Here is a 15067-nt window from a genome sequence, read left to right on the forward strand (position 1 = left end):
CTCCGCCAAGATGAAGCCCAAGTGATTGATTCACTTGGGCTTTTTTCTTGCCCTTCGGGGTCTGGGTCGTGCGTCCGCATCAATGCCGCGGGCAGAATATTGTCATGAGCATCAGTGTTCCAAGCTTGCTGATGGCGTTCATCGTGATGAGCGCCACCCTGGTGTTTCCGGTCGCGCTGGTGCCGTTGCGCCGACATCCCGAATTGCGCCTCTGGGCCTGGGCGCTCGGGGTCAATACCCTGGCCTATGTATTGTTCGTGCTGCGCGGCCAGGTCAACGACCTGTTGTCGGTGGTGCTGGCTAATGTCACGCAGGCGCTGGCGCTGGCACTGTTCTATCGGGGCATCTGTCATTTCCAGAAGCGCCAGCCGTCGCGCTGGATCACCGTCGCGCCGCTGCTGCTGATCGGCGCGAGCTTTCCCTTCCTGCTCGACCAGCTGCCGGCGCGCGTCATGCTGGCCTGTTCGGTCTATGCCCTGCAATCGCTGGCCTGCGTCGTCATCCTGGTCCGGCGCCGGGCGCAGACCGCCGGCCGGGGCCAGTACCTGCTGATAGTCGGTTTCGCCCTGGCGACGCTGGTCTCGCTGCTGCGCGTCGGCGCCGCCGTGGGCGGGCAGATGGAGCTGCTGGCCATCCTGTTGACCAGTCCCCTGCAGATCATGACGCCGCTGCTGATGATCGTCGCGCTGATCCTGTTCGGCACCGGCCTGGCGCTGATGGTCCATGAGCGCAACGAGTCGCGGCTGGCGCGCCAGCGCCGCTTGCTGGAGCGCAAGAACCGGCTGCTGCAGCAGTATTCGGCCAAGCTCGAGGCGGCCAACCACCGCCTGACCGAGCTGTCGATCACCGATGGCCTGACCAGCCTGGGCAACCGCCGGCATTTCGACCAGGTGCTGCGTACCGAATGGGAGCGGGCCCGGCGCAGCGGCAAGTCGCTCGCGCTGCTGCTGATCGACATCGATTGCTTCAAGGACTACAACGACTGCTACGGCCATCAGGCCGGCGACGACTGCCTGGTGCAGGTTGCCGCCGCATTGCGTGCCAATCTCGGGCGCAGGGGCGATCTCGCGGCGCGCTATGGTGGCGAGGAGTTCGTCGTCGTGGCGGTCGATGCCGATCTCGAGCAGGCCCACCAGCTCGCCCAGGTCATCTGCCAGGCTGTCGCGGCGCGGGCGCTGGCCCATGTCCGTTCGCCTTACGGTCAGGTCACGGCCAGTATCGGGGTCGCCGCCCTCGTGCCGTCCGTTGACCTGGCGGGTGCTCCCGAGCTGCTGGTCCGGCGGGCCGATGCGGCGCTCTATCGCGCCAAGGCCGAGGGGCGCAACTGCGTCAGGCTGTGCGACTCGATGTCGGCTGGCCAGCTGGTGCCGTCATGAAGCCGCCGCCCGGGAGGGGGTTCAGCTTTCGTCGCTGTCGAGGAACTCGGACAGGCGATGGTTCAGTCCGCCCCAGACACTGACGCTGGCAAAGTATTCGGCTTCGGCGCTTTCCCTGGTCGTGGCGTTGTCGCCGGCGTGCGCTGTCTTGCGGCTGCGACGGACCAGCGGTTGCAGCTTCCATACGGTCTTCTGGCTTGCGGCGGTTCTGCGGTGCGGCTGATTCATGGCGGCTCTGGGTCTTGGTGCGTGTGGGTCGGGGGGAGTCTGTGCTGGGCCCATCTGGTCGATTGTCCCGCATCCCCGTGGCGCCTGGGTGGCAGGCAAAAAGCAAAAAAGCCAGCATTTCTGCTGGCTTTTCCGGGCTATCTGGCCCTTGAATTTGGCGGAGAGATAGGGATTCGAACCCTAGATACGGTATGAACCGTATACCGGATTTCGAGTCCGGCGCATTCGACCACTCTGCCATCTCTCCGTGTCGAAGCCATTATTCTAGCAGCATTTCCGGCCGCTTTTCAAGCGGCTTCGCGCAGAATCTGCAAGGCCGCGTCGGCGTCGGCCGCGCTGGCGCCATCGGCCAGGCTGGCCAGCGCGTGCAGCGCGGGGCTGGCGCTCCAGCCCTGGGCCTTGAGCTGGGCAATGGCCTCGCCGCATTGCTTGGGCGAGGCATGGCCCAGGCTCTGCAGCAGCAGGCGGCCCTTGGCATCGGCGAGCTTGAAGTAGAACTGGCCGTCCTTCTCGCGGTACTGCTTGAAAGTCGGCAGCGTTGCCTTGTCGGCCTTGGCCTTGGTCTCGACGGCAGCCTGCAGCGGGCGCAGGCCGACCGCGTGGCGCAGCCGGGCGGCAAACGGGGTCGCGATCGCGCGCGCCTTGACGGCGCCCGCCTGCAGCAGCGCCTCGACCCGCTCCGGGTGGGCCATCAGCTCGTCGTAAGTGGCGCGCATCGGGGCGATCTCGGCGTCGATGCGCTCGAACAGGCGCTGCTTGGCGTCGCCCCAGGCGATGCCGTCGGCATAGGCCTGGGCGAAGGCGGCGGTTTCCTCGGGCGTGGCGAAGGCCTGGTAGATCTGGAACAGCGCCGAGCCTTCGGTGTCCTTGGGCTCGCCGGGCGCCCTCGAGTCGGTCACGATGCCCATGATGAGCTTTTTCAGCTGCTCGCGCGGCACGAACAGCGGGATCGTGTTGTCGTAGCTCTTGCTCATCTTGCGGCCGTCGAGGCCGGGCAGGGTAGCGACCGATTCCTCGATCGCCGCTTCCGGCAGCATGAAATGCTCGCCGTACTGGTGGTTGAAGCTCGAGGCGATGTCGCGCGCCATCTCGATATGCTGGATCTGGTCGCGGCCCACCGGCACCTGCTGCGCGTTGAACAGCAGGATGTCGGCTGCCATCAGCACCGGGTACATGAACAGGCCGGCGGTCACGCCTTCGTCCGGCTCGGCACCCGCCGCCGCGTTGCGGTCCAGCATCGCCTTGTAGGCATGGGCCCGGTTCAGCAGTCCCTTGCCGGTCATGCAGGTCAGCAGCCAGGTCAGTTCGGTGATCTCGGGGATGTCGGACTGGCGGTAGAAGGTGACTTGCTCCGGGTCGAGGCCGCAGGCGATCCAGGTCGCGGCGATCTCCAGCGTCGAGCGCTGCACGCGCGCCGGGTCGCCGGTCTTGATCAGCGCGTGGTAGTCGGCCAGGAACATGAAGCTCTCGGTGTTGGGCAGGCGGCTGGCGCGCACGGTCGGGCGCACGGCGCCGACGTAGTTGCCGAGATGGGGGGTGCCCGAGGTGGTGATGCCGGTGAGGACGCGCAGGGGAGAGCTCATGTGAGGGAAGACGGGTGCTTGGAACGAAAAAGATGGCCGGATCAGAGCAGCAGCCAGCGCAGCGGACTGAGCAGCAGTCCGATCGCGATCTTGCTCAGCGCGATCAAGGGCTCGAGCCAGAGGCTGCCGACGATGCCGCTGATGACCAGCGCCATCACGATGAAGAAGCCCCAGGGCTCGATGCGCGAGACCGCGACCGCCTGCTTCCAGGGCAGCAGGCCGACCAGGATGCGGCCGCCGTCGAGCGGCGGCAGCGGGAACAGGTTGAAGGCGAACATCACCAGGTTGACGCTGACGCCGGCCATGCACATGCCGAGGAAGAAGCGCTCTTGCAAGCCCAGGCCATGCAACAGCAGCAACAAGGCGCCCCAGGCCAGGGCCTGCAGGAAGTTGGAGCCCGGTCCGGCCAGCGCGACCCAGATCATGTCGCGCTTGGGATTGCGCAGTCGGCCGAAGTTGACCGGCACCGGCTTGGCATAGCCGAACAGGAAGTGGCCGCCAGTCGCGAAATACAGAATCAGCGGCATCAGGATGGTGCCGACCGGATCGATATGCCTGGCAGGGTTCAAGGTCACCCGCCCCTGGCTCCAGGCCGTGTTGTCGCCGAAATGGCGCGCCGCATAGCCGTGCGCCGCCTCGTGCACGGTGATGGCGAACAGCACCGGCAGGGCGTAGATGGCAACGGTCTGGATGATTTGGGCGAAGTCCATGGGGCTATTGTCGCAGCAGGGTTCAGAGGCCGAGCGCGGCCAGCTTGCCGCGACCCAGCCGGATCACCGCGGGCTCCTCGCCTGCGCCCATCGGGGTCAGGTCGATCACGGTGGTCGGCTCGAGCGAGCAGGCGCCGGCATCGATCACGGCGGCCAGCTCCGGCAGGCGTTCGCGGATCTCCTGCGGGTCGTTCAGCGCCTCGTCCGCGCCGGGCGGGATCAGCGTGCTGGCCAGCAGCGGCGCACCGTGCAGCGCGAGCAGGTCCTGCAGTACCCGGTGCTCGGGCACGCGCAGGCCTATGGTCTTGCGCGAGGGGTGGCTGACGCGCCGCGGCACTTCCTTGCTCGCTTCGAGGATGAAGGTGTAGGGACCGGGGGTGCCGAGCTTGAGCAGCCGGTACTGCCGGTTGTCGACCCGCGCATAGCTGGCGAGCTCGCTGAGGTCGCGGCACAGCAGCGCCAGCTGGTGCTTGTCATCGACGCCGCGGATGCGGCGCAGCCGCTCGACCGCCGACTTGTCGTCGAGGTGGCAGACCAGCGAGTAGCTGGAGTCGGTGGGCACGGCGAGCACGCCGCCCTTTTCCAGCAATTGCACCGCCTGCTTGAGCAGTCTGGCTTGCGGGTTCTCGGGGTGGACTTCGAAATACTGTGACATCTGGCGATTGTCCCATCTTGGGCGCTGGTCCGCATCAGGCTGGCCGCGGCAGCCGCGCTGCCAGCCAGGCCGCCGTGGCGCCGCAGAGCGCGATCAGCGCGATGCCGGCGAGCTCGAGTCGGCCCGGCACATGGGCGAACACCAGCCAGCCGGCCAGCATCGCGAAGCCGATCTGGGCGTAGAGATAGGGCGCCAGCGTGGCGGCCGGCGCACGACCGAAGGCCGCGCCGAGCGCGAAATGGCCCAGCGTGCCGGTCGCGCCCGTCAGGCAGAGCAGGGCCCAGGTCTGGCCGTCGGCCGGCGTCTGCCAGATCCAGGGCAGCGCTGCCGTCAGCACCAGCGCGCCGCCCCAGCCGGAATAGAAGTTCAGCGTCATCGCGTGCTCGGTGCGCGCCATGCGGCTGGTCAGGATCTGGTAGAGCGAGTTCGCGAGCGTGCAGCCCAGCGGCAGCAGCAGGACCCAGCCCGAGCTGGCGCCGCCCGGCTGTGCCACCAGCAGCGCGCCGCAGAAGCCGCCCGCGACCAGCAGCCAGCGCAGCGCGCTGACCTTCTCCTGCAGGAAGGTCGCGGCGAGCAAGGTCGTCACCATCGGCGTCAGCATGATGATGGCGGTGAATTCGCCGACCGGCATGTACTTGACGCTGAAGAAGCCCAGCATGCTGGTGCTCAGCAGCAGCGCCGCGCGCAGCAGGTGCAAGTAGGGATGGGCGGTCTGCAGCGAGCGCCAGCCGCGCGTGGGCAGCACCACCGCGCTCATGGCCAGGGCTTGGAACAGGTAGCGGAACCAGATCACCGTCAGCACCGAGATGCCCAGGCTCAGGTACTTGGCCGAGGCGTCGAGCGTGGCGAAGCAGGCCACGGCCAGCAGCAGCAGGACGATGCCCTGCAGCGGTCGGGCGGTGCTCATGCGGCCTGGATGCGGTCGGCCAGCAGCTCCCAGACCGGGGTCAGCCGGCCTTCGAGCAGCGGCAGCTCGCCGAGGTCGATCCGGCTCTCGTCCGGGCAGTGGAAGTCGCTGCCGCGCGAGGCGGCCAGGCCGAACTCGAGCGCGAGATCGGCGTACTTGGGGTATTCGCTCGCCGCATGGCTGCCGCAGACCACTTCGACGCCCTGGCCGCCATGGGCCTTGAATTCGCAGAACAGCGCGTATTCCTGGGTCGGGCTCTGGTCGTAGCGCGCCGGGTGCGCGATCACGGCGACGCCGCCGGCCTCGCGGATCCAGCGCACCGCGTCGCCCAGCGCGGCCCAGCGGTGCGGCACGAAGCCGGGCTTGCCGTCGGCCAGGTATTTGCGGAACACCTCGTTGTTGTCGCGGCAGACCCCGGTCTCGACCAGGAAGCGCGCGAAATGGGTGCGCGAGATCAGCTCGGGGTTGCCGGCGTACTTGAGCGCGCCCTCGTAGGCACCCGCGATGCCGACCTTGGCGAGTTCGGCGCCCATTTCCTGCGCCCGTTCGCCGCGGCCGCCGCGCGTGCGTTCCAGCCCGCGCACCAGCGCCTCGTCCCCGGGGTCGAAGCCCAGTCCGATGATGTGCACCGTGAGGTTGCAGAAGGTGACCGAGATCTCGACTCCCGTCAGGTAGGGCAGGCCCAGCTCGCGCGCGGCCGCCAGTGCACGCTGCTGGCCGCCGACCTCGTCATGGTCGGTCAGGGACCAGAGCTCGACCCCGCGGGTCTTGGCGCGTTCGGCCAGGATTTCGGGCTCCAGCGTGCCGTCGGAAACGGTGGAGTGGCAGTGCAGGTCGGCATTGAGGATAGTCACCGAACCATTTTAGTGCGGCACGGCAACATCGGCCGGACCGCCGCCGCGATGCCCAGTCGGGCCGCCGGACCAGTCAGCGTTCCTTGCGGCGGGCGGCGGCTACACTCGCGGGCGTGTCACTGTTCAAATCCGCCTCACTCGTTTCCCTGCTGACCCTGGCCTCGCGCATCACGGGCCTGGCGCGGGAGTTGCTGATCGCCTCGAGCTTCGGCGCCAGCGCGCTGACCGACGCCTTCAACGTCGCCTTCCGCATCCCCAACCTGCTGCGCCGGCTGTTCGCCGAGGGCGCTTTCAGCCAGGCCTTCGTGCCGGTGCTGGCCGCCAGCCGGGCCAAGGACGGCGATGACGCGACGCGCCAGCTGATCGACCAGGTCGCGACCCTGCTGGCCGTCGCGCTGACCTTGACCTGCATCCTGGGCGTGGCGGCGGCGCCGGTGCTGGTCTGGCTGATGGCCTCGGGCCTGCAGCAGGACCCGCATGGCTTCGACGTCGCGGTGGTGCTGACGCGCTGGATGTTCCCCTACATCGGCTTCATGTCGGGCGTGGCGCTGGCCGCCGGCATCCTGAATACCTGGAAGCGCTTCGCGGTGCCAGCCGCGACGCCGGTGCTGCTGAACCTGTCGATGATCGCGGCGGCGGCCTGGGGCGCACCCTGGTTCGGTCGCCTGGGCATCGAGCCCATCTTCGCGCTGGCCGCCGGCGTGCTGGGCGGCGGCATGCTGCAGCTCGGCGTGCAGCTGCCCGCCCTGAAGAAGCTGGGCCTGCTGCCCCACCTGCGCCTGAGCCTGGGCGGCTTGCGCGCGGCCTGGGCCCATCCGGGCACGCGCCGCATCCTGGCGCTGATGGCACCGGCGCTGCTGGGCGTGGGCGTGGCGCAGATCTCGCTGCTGATCAATACCCAGATCGCCTCCCACCTGCAGTCGGGCAGCGTGAGTTGGCTGACCTATGCCGACCGCCTGATGGAGTTCCCGACCGCGATGCTGGGCGTGGCTCTGGGCGTGGTGCTGCTGCCCCAGCTGTCGGCGGCCCGCGCCTCGGGTGACGATGCGCGCTACAGCGGCCTGCTCGACTGGGGCCTGCGCTGGGTCGTGCTGCTGGCGCTGCCCTGCGCGGTCGCCTTGCTCGCCTTCGGCCAGCCGCTGGTCGCGGCGCTCTACCACTACGGTGCCTTCCAGGCCGTCGACGTGCAGCAGACCCAGCTCGCGCTGACCGGCTACGGCGTCGGCCTGCTCGGGCTGATCGCGCTCAAGGTGCTGGCGCCGGGCTTCTATGCCAGCCAGGACATCCGCACCCCGGTCCGGATCGCGGTGATCGTGCTGGTCTGCACCCAGCTGTTCAACCTGTTGCTGGTGCCTTTCCTGGCCCATGCCGGGCTCGCGCTGTCGATCGGCCTCGGTGCGCTGCTCAATGCCGGCTGGCTGCTGGTCGGGCTGCGCCGGCGCGGCGCCTACCAGCCGCTGCCGGGCTGGCGTCGCTTCCTGCTGCAGGTCGCGGCGGCCAGTGCCTTGCTCGCGCTGTACCTGGTTTGGGCCGCGGGCGCGCTCGACTGGTTGGCGCTGGGCAAGGCCGAGCGGGTGCTGTGGCTGGCGCTCGCGGTCCTCGGCGCGGCCCTGCTGTATTTTGGCGTCCTGCTGGCGACCGGTCTCAAGCTGCGCCAGTTCGTGCGCCGGTGAACCATGCTGCCGACCTTTGAGCTCCCGACCCCGCTCGGCTATTTCGCCGCCCTGGTGCGCGAGGACCCGGGCTTTCCGCTGCTCGAGGCGACCGCCGCGGTCGCGCAGGACGAGTACCCCGAGCTCGACCTCCAGCAGCTGCTGGCTCAGGTCGACCAGATGCTGCTGCGGCTGCAGCGCCGCCTGCCGGCCGATGCCGGGCCGCTCGAGCGGCTGCACCGCCTGAACCGCTTCTTCTTCGGCGACCTGGCCTTCGGCGGCAACGTCAACCATTACTACGACCCCGACAACAGCTACCTGAACCGGGTGCTCGAGCGCCGGCGCGGCATCCCGATCACGCTCGGGGTGCTGTGGCTCGAGCTCGCGCAGGGCCTGGGCCTGTCGGCGCGCGGGATCAACTTCCCGGGCCATTTCCTGGTCAAGGTCAGCCTGGCCCAGGGCCAGGTCCTGATCGATCCCTTCACCGGCCAGTCGCTGAGCCGCGAGGACCTGTCCGAGCGGCTCGAGCCGTTCCGGCGCCGCCATGGCCTGGTCGACGAATTCGAGCCGCCGGTCGAGCTCTATCTGCAGCCGGCGCCAGAGCGTCAGATCCTGGCGCGCGTGCTGCGCAACCTGAAGGACATCCAGCGCCAGGCCGCCGACTGGCCGCGCCTGCTGCAGGTGCTCGAGCGGCTGGTGATCCTGCTGCCCGGTGACTGGAGCGAGCGGCGCGATCGTGGGTTGGCGCTGGCCGACCTGGGTCGCCTCGACGAGGCCAGGGCCGATCTCGAAATCTATCTGCAGCATGCCGAGGATGCGCCCGACCACGACCTGATCGCGCAGCGGCTGGCGCAGTTGCGCGGCGGCGGGGTCTAGGCGGCGGGGTCCAGCCAGGCCCTCTCTCTTCGGCAGGCAGCAAAGAAAACGGGACCCCGGCGGGTCCCGTCTTTCGTCAACCGGGCAGGGGGCTGGATCAGTCGCCAGCCGCCGGCCCCGGGCGATTCATCAGGCCACCACGACCTGTTCGCCAGCGCCCTGTTCGGCGATGCGGCCGATCTCGTAGACGCTCTCGCCCAGCTCGCGCAGGGTCGCGGCCGTCGCGGCAGCCGCCTCGGCGTCAACCACCACCACCATGCCGATGCCGTTGTTGAAGGTGCGGTTCATCTCGATGTCGTCGATGCCGGCGGTCTGCTGCAGCCAGGCGAACAGCTCGGTCTGCGGCCAGCTGCCCTTGACCAGGTGGGCGGCCGTGCCTTCGGGCAGCACGCGCGGGATGTTCTCGAGCAGGCCGCCGCCGGTGATGTGGGCCAGCGCCTTGATCGGATGCTGGGCCAGCGCGGCCAGCACGTTCTTCACGTAGAGGCGGGTCGGCGCCATGATGGCTTGCTTGAACGGCTGGCCGTCGAGCGTGGCCGGCACGGTGCCCTGGCTTTCGGCGCGCTCGATGCACTTGCGCACCAGCGAGAAGCCGTTCGAGTGCACGCCGTGCGAGCCCAGGCCCAGCACCACGTCGCCCGGCTTGACGTCCTTGCCGGTCAGGATCTTGGACTTCTCGACCGCGCCGACGGCAAAGCCGGCCAGGTCGTATTCGCCGGCCGGGTACATGCCCGGCATCTCGGCGGTCTCGCCGCCGATCAGCGCGCAGCCTGACAGCTCGCAGCCCTTGGCGATGCCGCCGACCACGGCCGCCGCGGTATCGACATCGAGCTTGCCGCAGGCGAAGTAGTCGAGGAAGAACAGCGGCTCGGCGCCTTGCACCAGCACGTCGTTGACGCTCATCGCGACCAGGTCGATGCCGACCGTGTCGTGCATGTTCCACTCGAAGGCCAGCTTGAGCTTGGTGCCGACGCCATCGGTACCGGACACCAGCACCGGCTCCTGGTAGCGCTTGGGCACTTCGAACAGCGCGCCGAAGCCGCCGATGCCGGCCAGCACGCCTTCGCGCATGGTCTTCTTGGCCAGCGGCTTGATGCGCTCGACCAGTGCGTCGCCCGCGACGATGTCCACGCCGGCGTCTTTATAGGAGATAGGAGTCGTTGTCATGTGGGTAAGCCCGATAGAATTTGCGAGATTTTACGGCCGAGCCGCCATGTCCATCCACAAGTTCCCATGCAACTGAGCTTCAGTCGAGTCCGTTTTGCGGCCTGGCTGTCGCTGGCGGCGGTATTTTTCCGCCGGTTTTGCCTGCTTGCGGTCGCCGACCGCCAACCCTCACTGACGCCATGACCATGCGGCAACTCGTGTTGGACATGGGCCTGGCGCCCGTGCCCTCCCTGGATAATTTCGTTGCCGGGCGCAATGCCGGCCTGCTGGAGCACCTGCGCGTCTGGTCGCGCAACCCGATGCGCTCGCCGGTGCCGACCTTCATCTGGGGCGGCGCCGGCAGCGGCAAGAGCCACCTGCTGCAAGCCACCTGCGCGGCGCTGCGCGAGCGCGGCGTGCAAGTCGGCTGGATCGACCCCAACGTGATGGCGCCGCCCGAGTTCGACGAGGCCTGGGGCGCGGTGATCTTCGACGATTGCCACCTCTACACCGAGGTGCAGCAGGCGATGGCCTTCAACTGGTTCATCAACGTCCAGTCGCCGCGGCGCGGCGCGGCGCGCTGGGTGCTGGCGGCTGCCGACTGCCCGCCGGCCGACCTGCCGCTGCGCGAGGACCTGCGCAGCCGCCTGGCCTGGGGCGATGTGTTCCAATTGCTGCCTCTGGACGACGCCGAACGCCGCGCCGTCCTGCGCCGCGCCGCCGACCTGCGCGGCGTGTTCCTGAGCGACGAGGTGATGGACTTCATGCTCAACCGTTTCTCGCGCGACCTCAGCAGCCTGATGCTGCTGCTCGAGACGCTGGACGGCTATGCCCTGCGCACCCAGCGCGCCATCACCATTCCCCTGATCAAGGCCATGCTCGAAAACGAGTGAGGCCGACCGACAAAGACCTGCCCGCCATGAAACTGGCCCTCTTCGACCTGGACCACACGCTGCTGCCGATCGACTCGGACTACTCGTGGGGCCAGTTCACCACCCGCATCGGCTGGACCGATCCGGTCGAGTTCAGCCGCCGCAACGACGAGTTCTTCGCCCATTACCAGGCCGGCACGCTCGACGTGCACGACTATGTGCGCTTCGCGATCGAGGCGGTGCGCCGCCACAGCCCGGCCGAGGCGGCCGAGGCCCATGCGCGCTTCATGGCCGAGGTGATCGGCCCCAACCTGCAGCCGCAGGCGCTCGAGCTGGTGCAGCGCCACCGCGACGCCGGCGAGCAGGTCGTGATCATCACCGCGACCAACGAGTTCGTCACGCGACCGATCGCGCAGGCCTTCGGCGTTGACGAGCTGATCGCGATCGAGCTCGAGCGCGGCACGGATGGCTGGTACAGCGGCGAGATCCGCGGCACGCCATCGTTCCGCGAGGGCAAGGTCGAGCGCCTGCAGCAGTGGCTGGCCGCGCGCGGCCTGGACTGGGACGACTGCGACATGACCTTCTATTCCGACTCGACCAACGACCTGCCGCTGCTCGAGCGCGCGCACCATCCCGTCGCCACCAATCCTGGCGCTGCCCTGCGCCAGATCGCGCAGCAGCGCGGCTGGCGCATCCTGGACCTGTTCCCCGAATCCGCATGATCAAGACCTTCATCGACAAGCTGCTGGGCAAGAGCGCCCCGCGCAAGGGCCCCAAATTTGGCAAGCGCGAGGATGTGCCGGCTGCTGTGCATGGCATCGACCCCTCGCTGGTCGATGGCCGCGCACTCGACGTGGTGCATACGCTCAAGCAGGCCGGCTACGAGGCCTATATCGTCGGCGGCGCGGTGCGCGACCTGCTGCTGGGCCTGCGGCCCAAGGACTTCGACGTCGCGACCAATGCCACGCCCGAGCAGGTCAAGGGCCTGTTCCGGCGCGCCTTCATCATCGGGCGGCGCTTCCGCATCGTGCACGTGGTCTATGGCCGCGGCCGCGAGCACGAGGTGATCGAGGTCTCGACCCTGCGCGCCCATCTCGACAGCGCCGATGCCGAGCAGATCAGCGGCAACGAGCGCACCAGCAAGCACCAGCTCGCCAGCGTCAAGCACGCGGTCGATGCCAGTGGCCGGGTGCTGCGCGACAACGTCTGGGGCCCGATCGAGCAGGACGCCGCGCGGCGCGACTTCACGATCAACGCGATGTACTACGACCCCGAGACCGAGACCGTGGTCGACTTCCACCACGGCATCCGCGACGCCAACAAGCGCGTGCTGCGCATGATCGGTGACCCGGCGGCGCGCTACCGCGAGGACCCGGTACGCATCATCCGCGCGGTGCGCTTCGCGGCGAAATTGAGCGGGCTCGGCTTCCAGTTCGAGGCCAAGACCCGCGCCGCCATCGCGCCTTCGGTCGGCCTGCTGGCCGACGTGCCGCAGAGCCGGCTGTTCGACGAGATGCTCAAGCTGCTGCAGACCGGCCATGCGCTGGCCAGCGTCGAGTCGCTCAAGGCCAACGGCCTGGCGCGCGGCATCTATCCGCTGCTCGACCTGGTGGTCGAGCGCGCCGATGATCCCTTCGTGCGCTCGGCGCTGCAGGACACCGACCGCCGCGTCGGCGAGGGCAAGCCGGTTGCACCGAGCTTCCTGCTCGCCTGCGTGCTCTGGAGCGATGTGCGCGCTGGCTGGAACAAGCGCCAGAAAGCCGGCCTGCCGGCCTTCCCGGCGCTGCAGGAGGCGGTCGACGAGGTGTTCGAGTCGCGCATCGGCGATGTCTCGGGACGCGGCAAGCTCGGCGCCGACATGCGCGAGATCTGGCTGATGCAGCCGCGCTTCGACAAGCGCACCGGGGCCACGCCGTTCTCGCTGGCCGAGCAGCCGCGCTTCCGCGCCGGCTTCGACTTCCTGCGCCTGCGCGCCCAGGTCGGCGAACTGCCCGAGGAGCTGGCGCACTGGTGGGAGACCTTCAGCACCGCCAGCGACGCGGTGCGCTACGACATGGTCGACGCGATCCGCCTCGAGCAGCAGCGCGCCAAGTCCAAGCCGCGCGCCAAGACCGGCGAGACCCAAGGCGGGCAGGGCGGACGCGTGTTCCGCCAGCCGGCCGAAAGCCGCGCCCTGCCGTCTTCCGGTGGAGCGCTGGAAGACGGCGCCGCGAGCCAGCAGTCGCCGGTCGAGCCCGAGTCGGGCGAGGCCGCGCCGCCGGCCAAGAAGCGCCGCCGTCGTCGCAAGCCCAGCAGCGGTGCCAGCGGCGCCGCTGGTGCGGCGGGCGACGACTCCGGTCCGCAGCCATGAGTCAGCCCGTGCTGGCCCATGTCGCCTTGGGCGCCAACCTGGGCGATGCGCGCGCTACGGTGCGCGACGCGATCGCGGCGCTCGATCGCCTGCCGCAGACCCGGCTGCTGCGGGCGTCGGCGCTCTACCGCAGCGCGCCCTGGGAGGCCAGCGGCCCCGACTTCATCAATGCGGTGGCGGCGATCGAGACCGTGCTCGGTGCGCATGAACTGCTGCACGCCTTGCAGGCGCTCGAGTTGCAGGCCGGACGCGAGCGGCCCTACCGCAACGCGCCGCGCACGCTCGACCTCGACCTGCTCTTGTACGGCGACGCCATCATCGACAGCCCGGAGCTGATCGTGCCGCACCCGCGCCTGCGCGAGCGCGCCTTCGTGCTGCTGCCGCTGGCCGAGATCGCGCCGGCCCTCGTGAGCGCCGCCGAGCTGCAGGCGGTCGCCGGTCAGGTCATCGAGCGGCTCTGATCCGCTGGACTGGCCGCTCTTGGGCGGCCCCGGGTCCGGGTCCGGGGCCGGGGCCGGCGCGTTCTGGCGTAGGCGGCCCCCGCTCAGGGCGCCAGCCGCTCGCGCAGCCAGCCGTCGGCCTGCTGGGTGTAGCGCAGCCGGTCGTGCAGACGGCTCTTGCGGCCCTGCCAGAACTCCCAGCAGTCCGGCACCAGACGGAAGCCGCCCCAGTGCGGCGGCCGCGGCGGATTGAGCAGGAACTGCGCACCGTACTTGGCGGCGTTGGTCACCAGCAGGGTGCGGCCCGGGATCACCTGGCTTTGCGGGCTGGCCCAGGCACCGATCCGGCTGTCGAGCGGGCGACTGTGGAAATAGGCATCGCTTTCCTCGGCGCTGACGCGCTCGACCCGGCCCTCGATGCGCACCACGCGCTCGAGCTCGACCCAGTGGAACTGCAGCGCGGCAAACGGGTTGCCGGCCAGTTCGCGGCCCTTGCGGCTGTCGTAGTTGGTGTACCAGACGATGCCGCGCTCGTCGTAGCCCTTGATCAGCACCACCCGCGTGCTCGGGCGCAGGTCGCTGCCGACGGTCGCGACCGTCATCGCATTCGGTTCGGGGATCTCGCCCTTGATCGCCTCGTTCAGCCACTGGTCGAACTGCAGCATGGGATCGGCGTGCGAGGCGTGTTCGTTGAGCTCGGCGCGCTCGTAGCTCTTGCGGATGTCGGCTATTTTCATGCTGCCAGTATAGGCAGGCCGGACCGGCTGCGGCCGTAGAATCGATCCTCCTTGTCTCGAATGCCGCCCATGACCGCTGCCATGCCCCCGACCGCCCTCGACCTGCGCGCCAGCGCGCAGAAAGCCGAAACCCTGTCCGGCCAGGCCCTGCTGTCCGCCTTCGCTCGCCTGGCCGACGGCCTGCCCGAGCTCGAGGTCGGCCCGGTGCGCTGGAGCGCGCAGGCCGAACTGCGCCAGCCCCTGGGCGAACTGGGCGCCGACCTCGGCCGCGCCGAGCTGCCCGAACCCCAGCTCTGGCTGCACCTGCAGGCCAGCGCCGAGCTGCCGCAGACCTGCCAGCGCTGCCTTGCGCCCTATGCGCAGCCGGTCGAGGTCGATCGCTGGTTCCGCTTCGTCGCCGACGAGACCGTGGCGCTGGCCGAGGACGAGGAGGCCGAGGAAGACCTGCTCGCCTTCGAGCCGCGCTTCGACCTCGCTGCCCTGGTCGAGGACGAGCTGCTGCTGGCGCTGCCCCTGGTGCCTATGCACGAGGTCTGCCCGGTGCCGGTGCGCATGAGCGCGGGCGAACTGCCCGATCTGCCCGAGGAAAAGAAGCCCAATCCCTTTGCCGCGCTGAGCGCGCTCAAGGGCCGAACAACTGGTCATTGACCGCCGGTCTGACAAGTCGCTATAATCCAAGGT

16 protein-coding genes and 1 tRNA gene are annotated in these 15067 nt (G+C 69.1%); 8 read left to right on the top strand and 9 right to left on the bottom strand.

Features of this window, described 5'->3' with window-relative positions:
- The first annotated feature begins 104 nt into the window (after window positions 1–104).
- Window positions 105–1376, top strand: coding sequence for a GGDEF domain-containing protein (locus C6P64_RS03855; protein WP_105747275.1), 1272 nt, complete (start codon window positions 105–107; stop codon window positions 1374–1376).
- A 21-nt stretch (window positions 1377–1397) separates the two neighbouring features.
- Here the strand turns inward: C6P64_RS03855 and C6P64_RS03860 are convergent, their stop codons facing one another.
- The 7 genes from C6P64_RS03860 to C6P64_RS03890 form a co-directional block, all read right to left on the bottom strand.
- The gene (locus tag C6P64_RS03860) at window positions 1398–1604 is read right to left on the bottom strand and encodes a hypothetical protein (protein ID WP_105747276.1); all 207 of its coding nucleotides are present in this window, start codon (window positions 1602–1604) and stop codon (window positions 1398–1400) included.
- A 155-nt stretch (window positions 1605–1759) separates the two neighbouring features.
- A tRNA-Ser gene (locus C6P64_RS03865) sits at window positions 1760–1851 on the bottom strand.
- A gap of 40 nt (window positions 1852–1891) precedes the next feature.
- On the bottom strand, window positions 1892–3187 hold the full coding sequence (locus C6P64_RS03870) for a tryptophan--tRNA ligase (protein WP_105747277.1): 1296 nt from the start codon (window positions 3185–3187) through the stop codon (window positions 1892–1894).
- Window positions 3188–3228: 41 nt separating this feature from the next.
- Window positions 3229–3897 carry a site-2 protease family protein gene (locus C6P64_RS03875; protein ID WP_105747278.1) on the bottom strand — a complete coding sequence of 223 codons (669 nt, stop codon included), beginning with the start codon at window positions 3895–3897 and terminating at the stop codon, window positions 3229–3231.
- A gap of 22 nt (window positions 3898–3919) precedes the next feature.
- On the bottom strand, window positions 3920–4552 hold the full coding sequence (locus C6P64_RS03880) for an L-threonylcarbamoyladenylate synthase (RefSeq protein WP_105747279.1): 633 nt from the start codon (window positions 4550–4552) through the stop codon (window positions 3920–3922).
- 34 nt (window positions 4553–4586) lie between these two features.
- Window positions 4587–5459, bottom strand: a complete 873-nt coding sequence (locus C6P64_RS03885) for a DMT family transporter (RefSeq protein WP_105747280.1) — start codon at window positions 5457–5459, stop codon at window positions 4587–4589.
- The gene (locus C6P64_RS03890) at window positions 5456–6313 is read right to left on the bottom strand and encodes a 3',5'-nucleoside bisphosphate phosphatase (RefSeq protein WP_105747281.1); all 858 of its coding nucleotides are present in this window, start codon (window positions 6311–6313) and stop codon (window positions 5456–5458) included. Before C6P64_RS03890 ends, C6P64_RS03885 begins: the two co-directional genes overlap by 4 nt.
- A 113-nt stretch (window positions 6314–6426) precedes the next feature.
- Between C6P64_RS03890 and murJ the strand changes: the two genes are divergently transcribed.
- Both murJ and C6P64_RS03900 read left to right on the top strand, forming a co-directional pair.
- On the top strand, window positions 6427–7986 hold the full coding sequence (gene murJ, locus C6P64_RS03895) for a murein biosynthesis integral membrane protein MurJ (protein WP_105747282.1): 1560 nt from the start codon (window positions 6427–6429) through the stop codon (window positions 7984–7986).
- Between the two features lie 3 nt (window positions 7987–7989).
- On the top strand, window positions 7990–8841 hold the full coding sequence (locus C6P64_RS03900) for a SirB1 family protein (RefSeq protein ID WP_105747283.1): 852 nt from the start codon (window positions 7990–7992) through the stop codon (window positions 8839–8841).
- Window positions 8842–8970: 129 nt separating this feature from the next.
- Here the strand turns inward: C6P64_RS03900 and purM are convergent, their stop codons facing one another.
- Window positions 8971–10008, bottom strand: a complete 1038-nt coding sequence (gene purM / locus C6P64_RS03905) for a phosphoribosylformylglycinamidine cyclo-ligase (protein ID WP_105747284.1) — start codon at window positions 10006–10008, stop codon at window positions 8971–8973.
- Between the two features lie 185 nt (window positions 10009–10193).
- On the opposite strand from purM, the gene hda reads away from it, so the two are divergent.
- From hda to folK, 4 genes are read left to right on the top strand one after another with little or no spacing between them, the layout of a single operon-like run.
- A complete protein-coding gene (gene hda / locus C6P64_RS03910) occupies window positions 10194–10880 on the top strand; it encodes a DnaA regulatory inactivator Hda (protein WP_105747419.1) in 687 nt (228 codons plus the stop codon).
- A gap of 26 nt (window positions 10881–10906) precedes the next feature.
- Window positions 10907–11581 carry a histidinol-phosphatase gene (locus C6P64_RS03915; RefSeq protein ID WP_105747420.1) on the top strand — a complete coding sequence of 225 codons (675 nt, stop codon included), beginning with the start codon at window positions 10907–10909 and terminating at the stop codon, window positions 11579–11581.
- Window positions 11578–13209: a polynucleotide adenylyltransferase PcnB gene (gene pcnB, locus C6P64_RS03920; protein ID WP_105747285.1), complete on the top strand. Its 1632-nt coding sequence runs from the start codon at window positions 11578–11580 to the stop codon at window positions 13207–13209. The genes C6P64_RS03915 and pcnB overlap by 4 nt, the downstream gene beginning before the upstream one ends.
- Window positions 13206–13670: a 2-amino-4-hydroxy-6-hydroxymethyldihydropteridine diphosphokinase gene (gene folK / locus C6P64_RS03925; protein WP_105747286.1), complete on the top strand. Its 465-nt coding sequence runs from the start codon at window positions 13206–13208 to the stop codon at window positions 13668–13670. Before pcnB ends, folK begins: the two co-directional genes overlap by 4 nt.
- A gap of 83 nt (window positions 13671–13753) precedes the next feature.
- Here the strand turns inward: folK and pdxH are convergent, their stop codons facing one another.
- A complete protein-coding gene (gene pdxH / locus C6P64_RS03930) occupies window positions 13754–14386 on the bottom strand; it encodes a pyridoxamine 5'-phosphate oxidase (protein ID WP_105747287.1) in 633 nt (210 codons plus the stop codon).
- A gap of 81 nt (window positions 14387–14467) precedes the next feature.
- Between pdxH and C6P64_RS03935 the strand changes: the two genes are divergently transcribed.
- On the top strand, window positions 14468–15034 hold the full coding sequence (locus C6P64_RS03935) for a YceD family protein (RefSeq protein WP_105747421.1): 567 nt from the start codon (window positions 14468–14470) through the stop codon (window positions 15032–15034).
- The last annotated feature ends 33 nt before the right edge of the window (window positions 15035–15067 follow it).

Origin of the sequence: Malikia granosa, assembly GCF_002980595.1 — a bacterium.
Taxonomy (GTDB): domain Bacteria; phylum Pseudomonadota; class Gammaproteobacteria; order Burkholderiales; family Burkholderiaceae_C; genus Malikia; species Malikia granosa.